The organism is Pseudoalteromonas sp. SWN29, assembly GCF_015864465.1.
Classification (GTDB): domain Bacteria; phylum Pseudomonadota; class Gammaproteobacteria; order Enterobacterales; family Alteromonadaceae; genus Pseudoalteromonas.
Window position 1 is genome coordinate 61079 of sequence record NZ_JADYXE010000017.1, and the last position, 19201, is coordinate 80279.

The following is a 19201-nucleotide window of genomic DNA, read 5'->3' on the forward strand; positions in this document are numbered from 1 at the left end:
AAGTAGTACTATTAAACTGTAATTTACATGGATTGTTTTAAGGGCTTAAAATATGACAGAAATAAATATTGATACATCAGCATTAGAGAGTATGGAATCGTTATTGGGTGAGCAGTTTGCTGATACACTTGATTTTTGCTGCTCGGAGTTTGAGCGTTTAGGCTCTGAAGTTTTAGCAACCATTGGAAAAGACAGAGAAGCGGCGATTCGTCACTCTCACAGCTTAAAATCTAACGCGGCGCAGTTTGGGGCTTCAAGCCTTGCTGAAGTGTCTCGCGTTATTGAACAAAATTTAAACCTAGATAACTTAGCTGAAGCCATCGACGCATCTAATAGTTTAATGGCTCAAGTAACAGGCTCTCAAGCTAAGCTAAATGAATGGTTAGCATCTCGTTAATTATTGAAACTGAAACGTGAATTTATTTCAGTATTAAGCGCTTAAATACACTGGCATTTTATGCCTTTACTAGGTTAGTCTAAAGATTCACTAGTCGAGGTAAAAATGTCTGATATTAAAAAGAGTCACAAATTAGAAGGTGTATGTTATGACATTCGTGGGCCGGTTTTAGCACAAGCTAAAAAAATGGAAGACGAAGGTCAAAAAGTATTAAAATTGAATATAGGTAATCCGGCTGCTTTTGGTTTTGATATGCCAGAAGATATGCACCGAGATATTATCCGCAACTTATATTCAGCCCAAGGTTACTGTGACTCTAAAGGCCTCTATTCAGCCCGCGTGGCTATTTATCAGCACTACCAACAACGTGGATTACATAATTTAGATGTAGATAACATTTATATTGGTAATGGCGTAAGCGAACTTATTCAGATGATCACCCAAGCGCTATTAAATAATGGTGACGAAGTGCTTATTCCTGCTCCAGATTATCCACTTTGGACTGCTTCGGTCACGTTATCGGGTGGTAATCCGGTACATTATTTATGTGATGAAGAGCAAGATTGGTTTCCGGACATTGCCGATATAAAAAGTAAAATCACGTCTAAAACTAAAGCTCTGGTATTAATTAATCCTAATAATCCTACTGGTGCGGTTTACAGTGATGATTTGTTAATGCAATTAATTGATATAGCGCGTGAACATAAACTGCTGTTATTGAGCGATGAAATTTACGAAAAGATTTTATACGATGGTATAACGCATACTTCAATCGGCTCACTTTGCGACGATGTGCCTATTATTACTTTTAATGGTTTAGCTAAAACCTACCGTGCAGCGGGGCTGAGAATGGGGTGGATGGTTCTAAGTGGTCGTACCTCGGTAATGGATGATTTACGCAAAGGCCTAGAAATACTTTCATCTATGCGTTTGTGCGCAAATGTACCTGCACAGTATGCGATTCAACAGGCTTTGGGCGGCGTGCAATCAATTGATAGTCTAATAAACCCGGGTGGGCGCTTATATGAGCAGCGTGATATTGCATGGCGTGGATTAAATGATATTGAAGGCATTAGTTGTAAAAAACCTAAAGGCGCGCTCTATGCATTTGCCAAAGTAGATATAGCACTTTTTAACGTCAAAGATGATGAAAAGATGATGTACGATTTACTAAAAGCCGAAAAAATATTACTTGTGCATGGCAGGGCGTTTAATTGGCCAGAGCCTGATCACTTTAGATTAGTATTTTTACCAAGCAAAGATGATTTATCCGATGCGATGTTAAAAATGAAACGCTTTTTTAAAGATTACCGACAAGTATAATTACTTAAATGCATAAAAAAACGAGCCAAATTTGGCTCGTTTTTACTTTAGTCATGAATATACTAGATATATTGGCTAGTACGCTTTATCTACACGCACTGTATTGTCGTTCAAGTACACTAACCTTACGTTATCGCCTTTGCTAAAACGCATAGATTGGTCCTGATCTTGAACAACCATAAACTGGTCGCCATTTTCAACTTGTATTAGTAGTTCAACAAAGTGATTTTGCTGATAATGACTTTGCTGTTGCCTGTTGTGTGCAACACTGCCGCCGATTACCGAGCCTAACATTGTTGCTACAGTACGGCCGCTACCTCCACCAAATTGGTTGCCTACTACGCCACCGAGTAATGCACCGCCAAAGGTTTTCCAACCGTTGTTTTTATCTTGAATGATTTCTTGCTCGGTAATATTGCGTACCGACTTCACGTCACCAAATAAAACTTGCTGCACAGGGACTGCTTTATTGCGCTCGTATTTAGCAAACGTAGGTGCACTAATTGTAAGTAAAGCGCACATTATTACAGTAATTGCTTTCATAACTTGCTCCTTTTATACCAACCTGCATAAATCTTTGATCAATTTAATTCGTTAAATAGACCTCATATATAAGCAGATTGGTATTAGCTACCAGCCAAAGGTTGATTTTTCTTTCGTTTTACGAATTTCAGTTTCGTCTGCCCACTCAACTAGGCCGCTTTCCATATCCATTAAACGCATTGTAAATTTGTAGTATACGTCTGATTTATCGGCATTTGATTTAACTATGCTCGATAAATTTCCATATAACATATATTGCGCGCCAATTTGTTTACCAAATGCAACGGCTGTTGCAGGGTTAACAAGGGCATCTTCGTTTTGAAACGTTAATTGTTCACGTACTGATTCAACACGGGTCATATCTACAAAGCGAAATTTACCGCTGCGCAGCATTTGTGTTGAGATTGAATCGGTGATTGACTCTGTATCAATGTGCTCGCTGGTTTTATTTTTAATACGCTCAACAAATACTACAGGGCGTTTATTAGCGGTCATTGTGCCAACCACAGGTGAGCTTAGTAATGAGTCGGTCATTTGGCTCGCTACTTTTTGTAAGTCGGTAGAACCAAAGTTAATATCTGTTGTTTCTACTGCTTGTGCATCGCCATAACTTACTACGGCTTTATTAGCACAGCCGCTGAGTACTAAAGCGCTTAAGCCAACTAAAGCGTAAGTTGATGCTGTTTTAAGTTTTTTACTGATGATCATAATTGTTTCCTTTAATCTTTAAATTCTTGTGATTCGGTAGACACTTCTCTTACTGCTAAAGAAAAGGTAACTGCATCAGAGCTAGGTGCTAAGCCCGGTAGTTGTGTTTTTGCAAAACCAAATAAGGTAAGAGCTTGCCAAGGCGAGTGGTTGCCTTTAATCACAAAGCCGTCTTTATCAAACCAATTAAATTGATACTGTAAATACTGTGACTTTTTATACTGGCTCGAAAGTGTCACTACCACGTCGGTTAACTGGTTAGTTTGACGTGTTTTAACATCAGTAATGGCCAGCTTTTTACCGAGTTCTGGGTTATCTACACGTAATTGCTCATTGAACTGATTTTTATTTTGTTCAACAGAAATACCCGATGTAACCGGTTTGCTGGAACATGCACTGAGCATTAAGACTGCTAATAATGGCGCTATGTATTTCATGATGGCTCCTAAAGTTGAACTACGTGGTAATTAAAGTAGTTATTAATAGAGGTTAAGTAAATTAACGTTAACCCTTGCTTACTAATGGTGAAATTTATAGGTGCTTGTGTGCCTATATTAAGGGAATGCTCACCTGTATTTAGGCTTTGCCTTGCAACGCTTATTTGATTTGGAAGTGTAAGCCAGCTACGTGTATCGGCTTGCTCAGACGCCAAATTATAAATGTTAGCGAGTATGTTACCTACATCACCTGCGCTGCGTGCAAGCTCTGCACGCACCTTCTCTTTTGCAACAAGCCTAAGTACTTGGCGAGCGACTTTTGCAGGTATTTGATCTTCTAACGTTTTAGCTGCAAGTGCTTCAAGATGTACCAGTGGGCTAAGTTCTAAACTTTGTGCATCTATATTTATGTTGTTAAGACGACGCACATAGGCGTTATCTTTGTACACTGGCATTGCTAAGCTGTAAAAGCGTGCATCGCCACCTGATGAATAAATTGGTAAACGTAGCTTAAATTCATCTTGTTTTGGTACTAAGCCTTGTTCAAATAAAACAATTACTTCGCCTTGTGTTGCAGAAATAGTAGGTGCATCACTAAAACGCTTTTTAAATTCACTTAGGTCTTGATCAAACCCTTGTTTTTTAGCAAGGCGCATTACGTCTTGCTGTAAATAAACATTGTTAGGTTGTATAGCCAGTGCTTTTTTGTAATCAATGTACGCGTCGTCGTATTGTTTAGCACTTTGGTAAAGCAAAGCAGATAAGTAAAATGTGTAGGCATTTTGAAAGCCATTTTTTACATCTCTGGTCACATTACCCATGCTAGGGTAGTGCTGCTGCGCTTCTTTAACTGTTGAGTCGACTTCTGCTTCATTTTCGCTAAGTGCATCAACTTGTACTTTATTAGCACGACGAATTTCGACTAAAGCACCTTCTACATCATTTTTATATACATAGTTAAGTGCTTTATAACTGTGTAGCATGCTCATTTCGTAAGCTGGTGGTACATAGGTTATTGCTGAGTCGTTAGTAAATAATGCATTACTTTGTTCAAGCCCTGCACTTACTTGTATTTTGGCACCTTCGCGTTTTTTTTGCATTTGGGTATACACGTTTTCAAACTTACTTTGTGCACCCTCTGGTGTGTTGGCTAAGTCGTTTAAGCGAGCTTGCTCAAGTTGATTGAGTAAGTAGCTACTGTGCATGGCGCTATTATTAGCAATAAGAGATTGGGCTTCTTCGATATTATTTTTTTCGACCGCATTTCTTATTGGTGTCATTTGCGTGGCATAGTCATTAAATAGGTCATTAAAGCCCATTGTGCTACACCCACTTAAAATCCAACAAAAGCTTAAAATTATACTTAGGCGCACTGCGCACTCCTCTTAATTTACCTGTATACATTAACATATTATTTTTAGCTAAATGTGTGAAATATTGTAAAAAATCGTAGAGTAATACTGACTGTTAGCATTCAAATATAAGATGATATTAGGGCGTGTTGATCTTTGGTGGTTGATTTTTCAGCAGCATGTTTGGTATTTAAGTAAGGCAGAGCCTATGAAGTGTGGTTATTCCCCATAAATAGGCGATAACGCAGCATAAATGCCAAACAGGCGCTGCCCAAAGGGTTCTTTCTAGGGGCGATTAACTCTTTGTTGCTCGGTTTTGACTTAGCCCACTAGGTTACAAACCTCGCGCCGCGATTAAATCTCCCCTAGATTGAACAAATTTCAATCCACAAAGGTCCACACGCCCTAGTCAACAAAGTGTGAATTTTTCTTGTTGAGTAACAATAGTGAAATGCTTAAGCTACTTTATTGGTCTTATTAAATACAATGATCCCTAAAGCGTAGATGATCTAATTTATTAAACTAAATACTCTCTTTGCACAGTTATACCAATCCTGTTTAAATGTGCTGCTCAGTAAGCGGTTTTATAGATGCTTATGATAATGTTTTGAGCTTAGTAGGTTAATTAATTAATTGAAATAACGCTGTAATTCGCTTTTATTGCTAAGGAATTTTTTTTGAAAGCTACGTTGTACACATTAATTGCTTTAATTGCGTTTGCCGCAAATTCTCTTTTTTGCAGAATGGCCTTAGCCGAGGGCTATATAGATGCTTGGAACTTTACTGTAATCCGTTTACTTAGTGGTGCGGCGTGTTTAGGTATTATAATGGCTATTTATACTCATAATTTAAAACGAAAAGGCACATTTAATACCGCTATTTTAAGTGACAAAGGAAGCTGGCGAAGCAGTATTAGCCTTTTAGTTTATGCGCTTTGTTTTTCGATTGCCTATGTAGAGCTAGATACAGGCACTGGCGCACTTATTTTATTCTCCGCTGTGCAACTCACTATGATTGGTTGGGGTATCTATAAAAAAGAGCAGTTGAGTGTGCTTCAGTGGTGCGCGTTTATAGTGGCATTAGGTGGATTTGTATATTTAATGCTGCCTTCTGCTGCGGTGCCTTCTTTATTAGGTGCATCGCTTATGGCACTCAGTGGTGTTGCATGGGGTATTTACAGTATTCGCGGTAAAGTGTGTGTATCGCCACTGCGTACTACTGGATTTAACTTTATTAGAAGCTTAGTGGCTATTCCTGTTTTATTACTTGTAGGTATGAGTTATTTAAAAAATATGAGTATTGAAGGGGTGTTACTTGCATGTGCCTCGGGTGCGATAGCTTCTGGAATTGGTTACAGTGTTTGGTATGTGGCTATGCCACTGCTTAAAAGTACACAAGCTGCTGTTGTGCAGCTTTGTGTACCTGTACTTGCAGCCATTGCTGGTGTCTTGTTTTTATCAGAGCAGGTAACAATGGAGTTTGTAATAGCAAGCTCGTTAATATTAGGCGCGGTGCTGGTATTTATCTTAAATAAAAAGAAGGCTTAATATTATTTAAGTTAATCTTCTTTTTAAGGGGGACTCACGTTTGTTACAAAGCGTGTATAAATAGCGGGTAAGTTATCAAGTATTGCCTGCTTGCCCTGTAGTTTACTATTTTTTATGCATTCAAAAAGTACTTGCTCGCTAAGCGTATTCACTAACAATTGTGATTGCTTAATATGGCTTATATGCCAAAGCTCGGGTGCTACGCCGCCTAAATCATGCTGGTAAGGACGATAAAAACCAAATTTAGCTAGGTGTGTATCAAGCCAATTACTTAAAGGCGCAAACGGACCACCTTGCTGGTACTCATCAGGTGTTAGCTGTAGTTTATAGTCATCACTCACTGCTGCTTTATCAAACACATCTAAATCGGTCCCTAAGTGATGCCTACTTGCCCCTGGTAATGCAGAGTAGAGCATGATCGCTATACACTTATCACTATCGCTTAGCTTAGTTAAATCGACAATCTCTTGCTGTTTATTAAAAACAGGGCGAATACCTAAAAACTTATTATCCCAAATAATTGATTGACGATTAAAATCACGAAAACTTGAGGCAATAGTAAGCTCAAATCCTGCTTTTTTGGCTGCACTTTGTAGTGCTAAAAAGTCGCTGATAATAGCGCTGTGCAAGCGATGATTTTGTATATCAGCTAAATGTGTATCACTTTGGCCAGTAATACACATTATTGGTGTTGGTTGAGTGACATCCATTATGTTAAAAGTTGCTCTAATATTTGCTCGTAAATGTCGGTAAGGGTTATTAAATCATCGGTACTTACGCATTCATCTACTTTATGAATAGTGGCGTTACGCGGGCCAAGTTCAATTACTTTAGCGCCTGTTTGTGCAATAAAGCGACCATCTGATGTACCGCCAGTGGTTTCTAGGTTGGTGGTTAAACCGGTTACTGATTTAATTGCTTTAACTGTGGCATCAACAAGCGGGCCATGCTCGGTAATAAAAGGCAAGCCATTTACTATCCAGCTTAATTCATAATTTAAGTCATGCTTTTGTAGAATGTCATTTACACGTTGCTGTAATTGCTCATGCGTTACTTGCGTGCTAAATCTAAAGTTAAACTGTACTTCAAGCTCACCCGGAATAACATTACCCGCACCCGTACCACCATTAATATTTGAAATTTGAAAGCTGGTGGCGGGGAAGTATTCGTTGCCGTTATCCCATACCGTTTGGCTAAGCTCAGTAAGTGCTGGCGTCGCTAAGTGAATTGGGTTTTGTGCTAAATGCGGGTAGGCCACATGACCTTGTATACCTTTAACGGTTAAAAAAGCGGTAAGTGAACCTCTGCGACCATTTTTAACCACATCACCGAGTACATCGCGTGATGATGGCTCGCCTACAAGGCACATATCAATTTTTTCACCGCGTGCTTCTAATGTATCAATTACGCGAGTAGTCCCGTTTACAAACGGGCCTTCTTCGTCAGAAGTAATTAAAAAAGAAATCGAACCTTTATGATCAGGATTCTTAGTAACAAAGCGCTCGGTTGCTACAAGCATTGCAGCTAATGAGCCTTTCATATCGGCAGCGCCACGCCCATGCAATAGGCCATCTTTTATTAATCCTGAAAACGGCGGATGTTGCCAATTTTTTTCAGGACCTGTGGGCACAACATCAGTATGGCCAGCAAAACAAAAATGTGGTGATTGAGTGCCTTTTCGAGCCCATGTATTTAGTGTGTCGGTAAAAAATAATGACTCTATATTAAAGCCAACCACAGCAAGGCGATCGTTCATCATTTGTTGGCAGCCAGCATCTTCGGGTGTTACCGATTCACGTTGGATTAGCGCTTGGGCGAGTTTAATTACGTCACTAGTCATTATTTAAAAATCTCGTCATATTGCGCTGCTTTAAAACCTAAATGATAACTGCCATTACTTACAAGTACTGGGCGTTTGATCATGGCAGGTTGCTCAACTAACAATGGGATAGCACTTTCTTTAGTTAGGCTCTGTTTTTGCTCATCGGATAATGCGCGATAAGTTGTGCCTCTTTTATTAACGAGTTGCTCCCAATCAAGCTTATCTGCAAAATCATTCACCATTTGCTCGTTTACGCCATCTTTGCGGTAATCATGAAACGTAAATTCGATATTGTTGTCGGCTAAGTATTTTTTTGCTTTTTTTATCGTATCGCAATTACTAATACCGTATAAAGTGATCATAAATTTAGTTCTTCTTAATAATAGTTAATAGGGTGTCTACACCCGCGTTTACATGCGAATGTGAGTAATGAAATGTGCCAAGATTATGGCCATTAAGTAAAATTAAACTTGCTAGCATAGGTGTATCTAATTCGCGTAAATCAAAATAAGCAAGGCGCTGACCTTTACTTATTTCACTGCCATTTAGTTGTGCTATGTGTGTGTGCGTAATTGATTGCGAATCAGGAATTGTTAAGTTTATTAAGACTTTTAAGCCATTTTTAGCTTGTAAAATAAACTCAGCACCTGCGTTTTTTACTTGTAATAATGTACCGTCAAAGGGCGCTAAAATTTTGTGACTACTGAGCGTCACCGTAATACCGGGTCCAAGAATACCAAATCTAAAAATAGGTTCGGGGTGTTCTTTCAGCGACATTACTTTACCTGTAAATGGACTTGTAATAAGAATGGCATTACGAGGTGTTTTATTGAGTGCTAAATACTCTATTGTTTGTGCTTTCATAAGCTATTCGGCCACCACGTTGTAACCCTCTTTTTTTAATGCAGTAAGCGCTTGTGACGCCGTTTGTTTTTTTACTAAAATATAATCGGTATCGTAGGTTGAGATTGAAAAAATAGAAATTTTAGCACGCGCTAATACCCCCGATATATTGGCCATTATTCCCGTTAACGAAAAGCCAAGTGGGCCTACTACTTCAAGTGCTTGCCAATCAGACTCGGTATCTAGGGAGTGTATTTCAAAGCTACTAGGGCAAACAATGGATAGTTCATCATGAGTTTTAGATATAAAAAATAAAGGAAGCTTTAGGAGTGCCGCAGGTATATCGGCGTCTACATCTAAACTGTGTATAGATAAAACTGTGCTGTGTAATAGTAATGTTTGTTTTGACATTAAACGCCTGCGATACAGCATTATTAATAGCTTTATAGTATAGATTATTGGCTTTAAATTAAAGGTGTAACAGCGACTAAAGTAAGCGTTAGTAAATCGATTTTAATGGAGATTAAAAACTTACCCACAATTTCTGTGGATAAGTATGGGGGTTGCAGGGTATAAATAGCCTAACTAGTTAATTATTAAATAAATAATAGCTAGGCTATAAAAAACACATGTTAAGCTTAATGCATAATTAGTGCTTCTGCTTGAGCTGCTTGAATGGCAGTTAAGGCAATTGTATACACAATATCATCCACTAATGCTCCCCGACTCAAATCGTTTACAGGTTTACGCATACCTTGCAGCATAGGCCCAATACTTATTAAGTCAGCACTTCTTTGTACTGCTTTATAGGTGGTATTACCCGTATTTAAATCAGGAAATATAAATACAGTGGCTTTACCTGCAACAGGGCTATTAGGTGCTTTTTTAAGTGCGACATTTTCCATAATAGCGGCATCGTATTGTAGTGGACCGTCAATAATTAAGTCTGGACGTTTTTGCTGCGCAATTTTCGTTGCTTCGCGTACTTTTTCAACATCGGCACCTGTACCCGAAGTACCTGTGCTGTAGCTGATCATTGCTACTCGTGGCTCTATGCCAAATGCGGCAGCAGAATCGGCAGATTGAATGGCTATATCTGCAAGTTGTTCAGCATTAGGGTCTGGATTAATAGCGCAGTCACCATAAACTAATACTTGATCTGGAAGTAGCATAAAAAATACGGATGATACTAACGATGAACCCGGTGCAGTTTTAATGAGCTGAAGTGCAGGGCGAATCGTATTGGCGGTGGTGTTTACTGCGCCCGACACCAAACCATCTACTTTACCTTGTTCAAGCATCATTGTGCCAAGCACCACGTTATCTTGTAGTTGCTCTTGTGCTACTACAGCAGTTAGGCCTTTGCTTTTACGAATTTCGACCATAGGTGCAATATAATCATTTATAATACTTTTTGGCTCGATAATACTTACATGTTCGTTTAGCTCAATACCTTGTTGCTCGGCAATACGCATTATTTCTTCGCGATCGCCCAGTAGTATAGTTTTAGCAATTCCGCGTTGTCCGCAAATAGCCGCTGCTTTTATAGTGCGAGGTTCATTTCCCTCTGGCAATACCACGGTTTTACCTGCTTTACGCGCTTTATTAGTCAGTAAGTAACGAAATGCGGGTGGTGATAGTTTACGTGTTTTGCCCACACTTTTTGCAAGTGTGTCGAGCCAATTTGAATTGATATGCTCTGCGTTATGATTTTTTACTTTTTCAATTCGTTGGTCATCATCACTCGGTACTTCCATATTAAAGTTATGTAGTAGTAGTGATGTACGCCATGTGTCGGCATCGGTTGCAAGTATTGGTAAACCGGTTTGCATGGCTTGCTCACACAAGGCCATAATTCTCGGCTCAGGCTTATACCCTCCGGTTAACAATATAGCGCCAAGTTTTGTGCCATTCATTGCCGATAGGCATGCTGCAACAAGTATGTCTGAGCGATCGCCAGGGGTAACTAATAAAGCACCTGGCGTAAAGTAGTTTAAAATGTTTGATACCGTACGCGCGCAAAAAGTAATACGGCGCAGACGGCGATGAAGCATGTCGCCTTCGTTAATAATGGTGGCTTTTAAATAGGCGCTTAAATCTTTTACGCGCGGTGCTACCAAGTCAAAATCCCACGGGATTGCACCAAGCAACATAAACGGGTTTTTTCTAAAAATAGGTAAAGACGCTAAACGATTTAATTCGTTTTCAAGCTCTTCAGGTTTATAGGCGTCGACTAAATCGGCACGGGCGCGGCCTTCTTCATCAAGTGGTGCATTTACTTTATTAAAAATACAGCCTAGTACGCGAGGATGATCAATGCCCCCATAGTTACCTGCTGCAATTTCAAGGCGGTCTTCTATTTGTGTAATGGTGTAATTACCAGGGGTAAGTACAAATACAATTTCGGCGCCGAGTGTTTGTGCAATTTCGCGGTTTACACGCCCAGCATAAGGTTGGCGACGAGTGGTTACCATACCTTCAATAATAGCGACTTCATCATCGTTAATTTTACTCTCAAAACGTTCAACAATCTCCTCTAATAGGTCATCACCTTTACCGTCAGCAATCATTTGCTCAGCATAATCAAGTGCAAAAGGCAGAGGTGGATTAATAGGTGAACCTTGAGTCACTATTTGTGTTGATTTTTCAGGACCTGTTTCGCCTGAACGAGGCTGAGCGATGGGTTTGAAAAAGTTAACTTTAACTGTTTTTTGTTCAAGTGCACGCACTAAACCAACCGATACAGATGTTAAACCCACACCGGTAGATACAGGAATTAACATAATACGACGTGCCATAATTAAAGCTCCTTTACTATACTTGCGGCATCGTTTGCTATTACCCACTCTTCGTTTGTAGGTATAACGATAACTTTAATTTTTGTTTTTTTAGTGCTAATAATCCCTTGTTGTCCAAATCGGGCTTTAAGGTTAGCTTCCTCATCGCAATCAATGTTTAAAAAGGCAAGTTGAGAGATTACTTTTTTACGAATAAGATCTGAATTTTCGCCAATACCGCCAGTAAAAATTACAGCGTCTAGGCGCTGTAATGGCACCATGTAGGCTGCAATTTGTTTGGCAAGCCGGTAGCAAAACATATCGATTGCTAGAGTTGCTCTTTGATTCCCAGAAAGCGAAGCCTCTTCAATTGTACGGCAATCGTTAGAAAGCCCACTTATGCCCAGTAAACCGCTTTCTTGATTTAGTAAATCGTCAATTTGCTGCGCGCTATAGTTTAGTTGTGTAGTTAAAAAGTTAAATAAACCGGGATCGATATCACCACTACGCATACCCATAATTAAGCCTGCAAGGGGAGTTAAGCCCATACTTGTATCAACACTTTTACCATTTTTTATTGCACATACAGAGCAGCCATTACCTAAATGAGCACTAATAAAATTACTTTCTTCAAGGGATTGATTTAATAGCTGAGCGGCTTGACCTGCAACATAGCAGTGGCTTGTACCATGAAAACCATAACGCCTTACGCCAAAGTCGGTATATAACTTATAAGGAAGAGCATAAAGATAAGCGACTTCATCCATAGTTTGATGAAACGCGGTGTCAAATACCGCGACTTGGGGTAATCCTTTAAACGATTTTTTTGCAGATGAAATACCTAATAAATTAGCATGCCCGTGCAGTGGAGCAAGTGTAGCAGCTTGTGTAATTCCCGAAATAACATCTTCGTCGATAAGTATTGATTGTATAAAATGTTCACCACCGTGAACAACACGGTGACCTACCGCTATCAAATGCTTATCTAATTTATATGATTTAATTAATGCCACTAGGGTATTGATTGCCTCAGCGTGAGCTTCGTTAGCTTTCAAATTAATAGCGGTCTTAGCCCCATTATATTTATATTTTATTGAAGGTGCTTCGCTTCCCAAGCGCTCAGCCAAACCAGAGATAACCTCGTGACCATTATTTGGATCTATAATGGCAAACTTTAAGCTAGAGCTGCCGCTATTTAGCACTAAAACGTGTTGTGACTTAGGAGAGCTTGTTGGCATAAATTCAATTTCCATAAACAAATTTAGTAAGTGAACATTAATACGTAATAGTTACACTTACGGTATTAAATAAAGCAAAAACAATTGAGTGATCAAATGCAAAGCAGTTAACGTAATGTTAAATACTTTACCTTAATTAGTGGGTTTTAGTTAGAACTGTATGCTATTTAATAGTAAATTTAAGCTCTTTAGCGCAGACAGTGTAACTCCTTCATTTTGTGTTACACTTTAGGTATAGCTCGTATTTGTATTGTATTTAAAAGCAGTATCTGTGAGGAGTCATGATGCAAAAAAGTGTGATGTCACAACTACAAACTGGCCGTTTGTATGGTAAAAAATGGCCAATGCGCAAAGAGCTTGCGCCTTTATTTTTAGAGTTTAGAGTAATTAGAGCAACTGATCTGGCTATTACAGTAATGCCAATTTTAGCCATGTTTACTTTGTTTTTTCAGCTAAATTACTTGGGGCCTGATTTTTTACCACAAGCCATAGCGAGCGCATTATTTTTTATATCATTGCCGTTACAAGGTTTATTTTGGTTAGGTAAGCGAGCACAAACGCCTTTAGAGCCCGCTATGCACAAATGGTATAACGAGCTTTATACTAAAATGGTAGCTAATGGATATCAGATGCAGTTAAGTGAAAACAAGCCCCGTTACATGGAGCTTGCTAATTTACTTAAAGATATGTTTGATAAAATGGATAAGGCGTTTACTAAAGAGCAGTTTTAGTAAATTGAGTTATGTAAAACGATAAGGTGACAGTGTGCTCACCTTTTTCTTCGAGTGCTGCCCAGTGCTCGGGTCTAAATTTCCACGCGAATGGCGTCATCATTATTAAGTTTTTAATATCAGCAAAGCCAAGCATTACTTGCTCTGTTAGAAGAATCTGTTCTGATTTTTGAAATCCATTTGGAGTCGTAATTTCAGTATGTTCGTTTACTTCTGAATATATATACGATTTCAATTCTTTTAAATGACAAGGGCCAGGGCTTGCAACAACTAATGTTGCGTTTTGATTTGCAAGACGTTCAAGTTCTTCTTCAAACAAAGGTGCAAATACACTTACAAGTACATCAGCAAATTGGTTTTTAAAGGGCGCTTGGCTGATTGATGCCACACTAAATTGGCAATTAGGGTAGCGCTTTGCAGCATACTTAACTGCAGGTTTTGAAATATCAACACCGTATACAATAGCGTTTGTTTTACTCGCTATTGCTTGGGTATAAAACCCTTCACCGCATCCTAAGTCAATAACAGTGTTTGCACTTATATTACTCACTATATCACTAAGGCTTTGCTGTAAAAAACGATAATAACCACGCTCTAAAAATGCGCGTCTTGCTTGTACCATTTCAAGCGAGTCACCCGGTTGTTTTGAGTTTTTTTGCTGCACAGGCAGTAAATTAACGTAGCCTTCTTTGGCAAAATCAAAGCTGTGGTTGTTAGCACAGCGAAGCGTTGAATCAGCTTTTAAAAGTGCTAGGTTACACAGCGGGCATTGATATTCAAGACTCATGAGTCTAGGTAGTCCTTATCGTAAAAAGTTTTTACCCAATGAGGGCGATAAATGATCATAATTGTTATAGCCATGCCATTGAGCATCGCTTCAGGAAACAAAATAATAGCACTTAAGTAAACGTAGTTATCTGCAAGTTCTTGCCAATTATATTGCCCTATAGCCAAATAAAATAAAGCACCTATGCCTATTTTTATACAGGCTATAAATCCTGCGGTTATAAACGCGCAAACAAATATATAAACAAAAAAATGACGAGGCAAATATTGGTAACTAATTATAAAGCCAAGGTAGCTTAATAAAATAGGAATAAACGCACCAATAAGCAGTTGAACAGGTAATAGCTCAACTTCAATTTGGCCAAATACAGCGAGTAGGGCTGTGGCAAGTAGGCTACTTAAAATCGTTAATCGCCAGCCTAAAATTAATGTAGCGGCAGTAACACCTAGTATGTGTAAATCAAGGCCCGTTAAAATGCCTGCCTTTATTCGCCAAAGCACTGCAAACACTAACGCACACGCTAGCACACCCGTTTGTTGAGCTGATGTGCTATAAAGCAATTTATATGTTTTTTTATCAAAGCTTAAAATAGCAATGATAATTACAAGGGACCAAAGTAGTCCCTGCATTGTTATGCTGAGCATCGTAATTACTTAAATGTTGACCATATAGGGGCATGATCTGACGGTTTTTCAATACCGCGAAGTTCATAATCAATACCAGTATCTATACAGCGTGCAGCAAGTTCATTAGTTGCAAGAACAACGTCAATACGAAGTCCACGGTTATCTACAAACCCTTTTGAGCGGTAGTCAAACCACGAGTATTGGTCGTCTGTTTCAGGGTTTTGCTCTCTAAAGGTGTCTTTAAAGCCCCAATTAAGTAATGTTGCAAGCCATTCACGCTCTACCGGTTGGAAAGAACATTTACCTGTTTTTAACCAACGTTTTGCATTTACGTCGCCAATACCAATATCTAAATCAGTAGGTGATATGTTTATATCGCCCATAACTATTACGTCCTGATCGGGTGTGTGGTTGGTTTCAAGGTGGGTCATTAAATCTTTGTAAAATTGACGTTTATAAGGGAATTTAGTTTCGTGATTAATATTATCACCTTGTGGAAAATAGCCGTTCATTACTGTTAAATCTCGACCGTTATCTTGCTCAACAGTGACGCTTATCATGCGTTTTTGAGATTCATCTGTATCGGTGGCAAAGCCTTTTAATACCGATTTAGGCTCCTTTTTGCATAACATAGCTACGCCATAATGTGCTTTTTGACCATGAAAGTAGACGTGATATCCCATTTTTTGTACATCTTCTAGTGGGAACGCTTCGTCATGAACTTTAATCTCTTGCAAGCCAATAACGTCTGGTTGATGTTTGTCGATAATTGCTTGTAATTGATGAAGACGAGCACGCAGACCATTGATATTGAAAGAAATCACTTTCATAAAATTTACCTTAAAATTGGTTCTATTTAATGGCTCAAATTGTATCAGTAAATACGCGTACATAACATGACTGAATTGAGATAATAGCTGCACAAATGTTGATCAATTGGTGGCTAAAGTTTAAACATTGTAAATGCAGCATTAATTTATTAAATAAATAAAAAATTCAATTGAACTTAGTTTTATTGAATATATAATGCGCGAAATTCACTTGTTTAGCTCGTTCAAATAGGATCTCTCATGAAAACACAACTACTTTTAGCTACTGCCTTATTAGTATCTGCAACCGCGTCAGCACAAAGCAATACTTACTTCAGTCAAGATAACAAAATTGAGTCTAAGTTATGTGTACTAAGTGCAAATGAAGGCTTTAGTGCTGCTCGTAAAGAAGCTGCCCAGCACGGTGTTTACTTGTCTCGTTTTTCTAAAAGCATTTTATGTAATGGCGAGGATATTCGCGATATAGCTAAAAAAACGACGCTAAGCTCAGCATCTGCTGAAAAAATAGAAGTGTTTGCTAAAGACGCTCAACAAGAAACTCAATTATGTATGACGGCTTTAAAACAAGGTTTAGAACCTGTTCGTCAAAAAATTGGTAACCTAAACTCATTAAAATGTAATGGTCAAAACGTTACTGAGTTTGTTAAACGCTACCAAAACGCAGCAATCTAATTATTAGCTCAACTATAATAACTAAAATTGAGATATCTGGTTTTTACCGGATATTTTTTGCAAAAATTACAAGGGTGTTTGCAAAGCTTGCAAGCTTAACTTATTGAAAGTGTTTAATAAATGCACTGTTAATTATTAACTTATTGATTTATATAGTTTAACTATTATTGGCATCCGAATTGTATTAACTAAAGTGACATTTAATTAATTACGAAGGATACGTCTTATGAAAAAGTTAACATTAGCAGCAACAATTTTAGCATCGTTAAGCCTAGCAGCCTGTTCATCTAATCAAGGTCTTGAAAAAATAGAAAGTGACTTTGCAAGTTTAGATAATGACAGTGATGGCTATATCTCAAAAGTTGAAGCAGATGACGATAATATCTGGCAGCACTTTTCAAATATTGATACCAATATGGATAACGAAATTAGCCGCAAAGAATTTAACACTTATATGAAGCTTAATAATGGCAAAGTAGCCTCTGACTCTGAGGTAAGTGAATCTGCATTTAAAGCTGAAATCGCTAAATTTGATAAAATTGAAAGTAGCTTTGCAAGTCTAGATAACGACAGCAATGGCTATATCTCGGTAGTTGAAGGTAACGATGATGACATTTCAAATCATTTTGGTTACATGGATAAAAACCAAGATAAGCGCATCAGTAAAAGCGAGTTTATGGGTTATATTAAAAAATACGGTAACGCAGTAGCTGAAGATGACGCACTAGAAGCTTTTAAAAGTAACTAATAGTTACTATTTTAGTAAGTAAGTTGAAAGCCAGTGCTAGTCACTGGCTTTTTTGTGTTTTAAATTTAGTTATTTGATAGATATATTTTCCTAGTTTGGTGTTGTTCTGTCATAATAGATGGCTGTGTATTTTTATTTGTTAAGAGTGTGTATGGCGGGTCGGCGAATTAGTGATGAACAACTAGTTGAGATCATTGAAGCAGCTATTTTTGTTGCAGATAAGCCTGTTAGTAAACGCCACCTCAAAGACATCGTATTAATAGATTTAGCTATTTCTATGGCGCGAATAAATGACGCAATAGATACAATACAAGAACATTTTCAAACTCGTGGTATTCGCCTAGTTGAAGTGGGTAGTGGATATCGGTTTCAGGCATGCAGTAGTTTAAGCCCTTGGCTAAATAACTTGTGGCAAGAACGCGCACCAAAGTACTCGCGTGCTTTACTAGAAACATTATCACTTATTGCATATAGGCAGCCCATTACACGTGGCGAAATTGAGCAAGTAAGAGGTGTTACTACGGGTTCGAATATTATTAAAACCTTACTCGAAAGAGAGTGGGTTAAAGTGGTAGGGCATAAAGAGGTTCCGGGAAAGCCGGCTTTATATGCAACTACTAAGCAATTTTTAGATTATTTTTCGTTAACTGGACTTGAAAACTTACCTGCTTTGCCAATAGAGCAGCAAAGTAAAATTAACCAGTTATTGAGCGATCCTTCTGTGAGAGAACCATCCGAATGAGTATTATACAAGGTGAAAAGTTACAAAAAGTCTTAGCCCGTGCAGGCGTAGGCTCACGCCGTGAAATGGAAAAATACATTGACGCAAACCGCGTTAGTGTAAACGGTAAAGTGGCAAAGTTAGGTGACCGTGTTGAAGAAACCGATTTGATTCGTGTTGACGGCCACAGTGTAAAAATTGAAGAAAAAGCAGACCGAATCTGTCGTGTAATTATGTATAACAAACCAGAAGGTGAGTTAAGCACACGTAAAGATCCAGAAGGGCGTCGTACTGTATTTGACCGACTTCCGCGTATTGATGGCGATCGCTGGATTGCGGTTGGTCGACTAGACGTTAATACATCGGGTTTAATGCTTTTTACAAACGATGGTGAACTGGCAAACCGCTTAATGCACCCAAGCTATGAAGTAGAGCGTGAATACTCTGCACGTGTATTTGGTGAAGTAACCAATGAAACGGTTAAAAACTTACTACGTGGTGTTGAGCTTGAAGATGGTCCAGCCAAATTCACGACTGTAACCCCTATGGGTGGCGAAGGCGTTAACCGATGGTTTAACGTAACGTTAAATGAAGGACGTAACCGCGAAGTTCGTCGTTTATGGCAGTCTCAAGATGCAGAAGTATCTCGTCTTATCCGTATTCGTTACGGTAAGCTAGAGCTTGATAAGCGCGTGCCACAAGGTGGTTGGATGGAGTATGATTTAGAAACAGTAAACTACTTACGTAAAACTGTTAAATTAGGCCGCGAAACACAAACTAAGCTTTCTGTTATGCCTGAAAAACGCAAAGATAAGCGCGCTAAAATCAACCAAATCCGTAAAGCGGTTAAAAAACACAATCAGCGTGTTAAGCCGACTAAACGTAAATAACGTATCACTACTCCCGACCTCAAGTGTTAGAGGATTGGCAGTTATTTAATAAAACGCCTGGTGTATCTCATCAGGCGTTTTTATTTTATGGCCGTAGGTAGCTTTTTATTATGAATAGTACTTGCTACTTATATTTATCGAATCTTTCCGAGAAAACCCATTGATCGACGCGAAGCGGCGTCGATGGGATGAATCGGAATAACTAGCCC

The 19201-nt window shown here is 38.7% G+C and carries 22 protein-coding genes; 8 read left to right on the forward strand and 14 right to left on the reverse strand.

The genetic code is table 11. From position 1 onward, the window contains the following. Positions 1–52 precede the first annotated feature (52 nt). Together I6F53_RS08520 and I6F53_RS08525 are read left to right on the forward strand one after the other, a co-directional pair. The gene (locus tag I6F53_RS08520) at positions 53–397 is read left to right on the forward strand and encodes an Hpt domain-containing protein (RefSeq protein WP_007582543.1); all 345 of its coding nucleotides are present in this window, start codon (positions 53–55) and stop codon (positions 395–397) included. 105 nt (positions 398–502) lie between these two features. Next, positions 503–1720 (forward strand): pyridoxal phosphate-dependent aminotransferase, encoded by a 1218-nt coding sequence (locus I6F53_RS08525; protein WP_197179509.1) that lies wholly within the window; start codon positions 503–505, stop codon positions 1718–1720. A 75-nt stretch (positions 1721–1795) separates the two neighbouring features. Here I6F53_RS08525 and I6F53_RS08530 read toward each other — a convergent pair whose 3' ends face one another. The 4 genes from I6F53_RS08530 to I6F53_RS08545 all read right to left on the reverse strand — a co-directional run bounded on the left by I6F53_RS08530 (position 1796) and on the right by I6F53_RS08545 (position 4781). After that, positions 1796–2263, reverse strand: coding sequence for a glycine zipper 2TM domain-containing protein (locus tag I6F53_RS08530; protein WP_197179507.1), 468 nt, complete (start codon positions 2261–2263; stop codon positions 1796–1798). Positions 2264–2350: 87 nt separating this feature from the next. Continuing rightward, the gene (gene lpoB, locus I6F53_RS08535; RefSeq protein ID WP_197179505.1) at positions 2351–2971 is read right to left on the reverse strand and encodes a penicillin-binding protein activator LpoB; all 621 of its coding nucleotides are present in this window, start codon (positions 2969–2971) and stop codon (positions 2351–2353) included. Between the two features lie 11 nt (positions 2972–2982). Next, positions 2983–3408: a YcfL family protein gene (locus I6F53_RS08540; protein ID WP_007582549.1), complete on the reverse strand. Its 426-nt coding sequence runs from the start codon at positions 3406–3408 to the stop codon at positions 2983–2985. Between the two features lie 8 nt (positions 3409–3416). Then, positions 3417–4781 (reverse strand): COG3014 family protein, encoded by a 1365-nt coding sequence (locus tag I6F53_RS08545; RefSeq protein ID WP_197179504.1) that lies wholly within the window; start codon positions 4779–4781, stop codon positions 3417–3419. Positions 4782–5437: 656 nt separating this feature from the next. Here I6F53_RS08545 and I6F53_RS08550 point away from each other — a divergent pair. Next, on the forward strand, positions 5438–6307 hold the full coding sequence (locus I6F53_RS08550; protein WP_197179503.1) for a DMT family transporter: 870 nt from the start codon (positions 5438–5440) through the stop codon (positions 6305–6307). Positions 6308–6330: 23 nt separating this feature from the next. On the opposite strand, the gene I6F53_RS08555 is transcribed toward I6F53_RS08550, so the two are convergent. The 7 genes from I6F53_RS08555 to I6F53_RS08585 all read right to left on the reverse strand — a co-directional run bounded on the left by I6F53_RS08555 (position 6331) and on the right by I6F53_RS08585 (position 12987). Beyond that, a complete protein-coding gene (locus tag I6F53_RS08555) occupies positions 6331–7017 on the reverse strand; it encodes a M15 family metallopeptidase (protein WP_197179502.1) in 687 nt (228 codons plus the stop codon). Further along, positions 7017–8147, reverse strand: coding sequence for a succinyl-diaminopimelate desuccinylase (gene dapE, locus I6F53_RS08560; protein ID WP_197179501.1), 1131 nt, complete (start codon positions 8145–8147; stop codon positions 7017–7019). Before dapE ends, I6F53_RS08555 begins: the two co-directional genes overlap by 1 nt. Next, the gene (locus I6F53_RS08565; RefSeq protein WP_166421401.1) at positions 8147–8491 is read right to left on the reverse strand and encodes an ArsC family reductase; all 345 of its coding nucleotides are present in this window, start codon (positions 8489–8491) and stop codon (positions 8147–8149) included. Before I6F53_RS08565 ends, dapE begins: the two co-directional genes overlap by 1 nt. A 4-nt stretch (positions 8492–8495) precedes the next feature. Further along, a complete protein-coding gene (locus tag I6F53_RS08570) occupies positions 8496–8993 on the reverse strand; it encodes a PTS glucose transporter subunit IIA (RefSeq protein WP_166421400.1) in 498 nt (165 codons plus the stop codon). Between the two features lie 3 nt (positions 8994–8996). Further along, entirely contained in the window at positions 8997–9383 is a 387-nt protein-coding gene (locus tag I6F53_RS08575) for an ACT domain-containing protein (protein WP_197179500.1), read from the reverse strand. Between the two features lie 227 nt (positions 9384–9610). After that, positions 9611–11770, reverse strand: a complete 2160-nt coding sequence (gene pta, locus I6F53_RS08580) for a phosphate acetyltransferase (protein ID WP_197179498.1) — start codon at positions 11768–11770, stop codon at positions 9611–9613. Positions 11771–11772: 2 nt separating this feature from the next. Further along, positions 11773–12987 carry an acetate kinase gene (locus I6F53_RS08585; RefSeq protein ID WP_197179496.1) on the reverse strand — a complete coding sequence of 405 codons (1215 nt, stop codon included), beginning with the start codon at positions 12985–12987 and terminating at the stop codon, positions 11773–11775. Positions 12988–13271: 284 nt separating this feature from the next. Here I6F53_RS08585 and yfbV point away from each other — a divergent pair, with 284 nt between their 5' ends. Next, the gene (gene yfbV, locus I6F53_RS08590) at positions 13272–13718 is read left to right on the forward strand and encodes a terminus macrodomain insulation protein YfbV (RefSeq protein WP_166421415.1); all 447 of its coding nucleotides are present in this window, start codon (positions 13272–13274) and stop codon (positions 13716–13718) included. On the opposite strand, the gene I6F53_RS08595 is transcribed toward yfbV, so the two are convergent. Genes I6F53_RS08595 through xthA form a run of 3 tightly spaced genes read right to left on the reverse strand, consistent with a single transcriptional unit; the run spans position 13702 to position 15961 of the window. After that, complete coding sequence (locus tag I6F53_RS08595) at positions 13702–14505, reverse strand: putative RNA methyltransferase (RefSeq protein WP_197239166.1); 804 nt, start codon at positions 14503–14505, stop codon at positions 13702–13704. The two genes, yfbV and I6F53_RS08595, sit on opposite strands and share 17 nt — an antisense overlap. Beyond that, a complete protein-coding gene (locus I6F53_RS08600) occupies positions 14502–15149 on the reverse strand; it encodes an energy-coupling factor ABC transporter permease (protein WP_197239168.1) in 648 nt (215 codons plus the stop codon). The genes I6F53_RS08595 and I6F53_RS08600 overlap by 4 nt, the downstream gene beginning before the upstream one ends. A gap of 5 nt (positions 15150–15154) precedes the next feature. Continuing rightward, positions 15155–15961, reverse strand: coding sequence for an exodeoxyribonuclease III (gene xthA / locus I6F53_RS08605; protein ID WP_166421394.1), 807 nt, complete (start codon positions 15959–15961; stop codon positions 15155–15157). A 240-nt stretch (positions 15962–16201) separates the two neighbouring features. Between xthA and I6F53_RS08610 the strand changes: the two genes are divergently transcribed. The 4 genes from I6F53_RS08610 (at position 16202) to rluB (ending at position 18992) form a co-directional block, all read left to right on the forward strand. Further along, positions 16202–16633, forward strand: a complete 432-nt coding sequence (locus tag I6F53_RS08610; protein WP_197239169.1) for an exonuclease III — start codon at positions 16202–16204, stop codon at positions 16631–16633. A gap of 226 nt (positions 16634–16859) precedes the next feature. Then, complete coding sequence (locus tag I6F53_RS08615; protein WP_197239171.1) at positions 16860–17381, forward strand: EF-hand domain-containing protein; 522 nt, start codon at positions 16860–16862, stop codon at positions 17379–17381. Positions 17382–17532: 151 nt separating this feature from the next. Next, on the forward strand, positions 17533–18123 hold the full coding sequence (gene scpB, locus I6F53_RS08620) for an SMC-Scp complex subunit ScpB (protein WP_197239172.1): 591 nt from the start codon (positions 17533–17535) through the stop codon (positions 18121–18123). Then, positions 18120–18992, forward strand: a complete 873-nt coding sequence (gene rluB, locus I6F53_RS08625; RefSeq protein ID WP_007582584.1) for a 23S rRNA pseudouridine(2605) synthase RluB — start codon at positions 18120–18122, stop codon at positions 18990–18992. The genes scpB and rluB overlap by 4 nt, the downstream gene beginning before the upstream one ends. Positions 18993–19201: the final 209 nt, after the last annotated feature.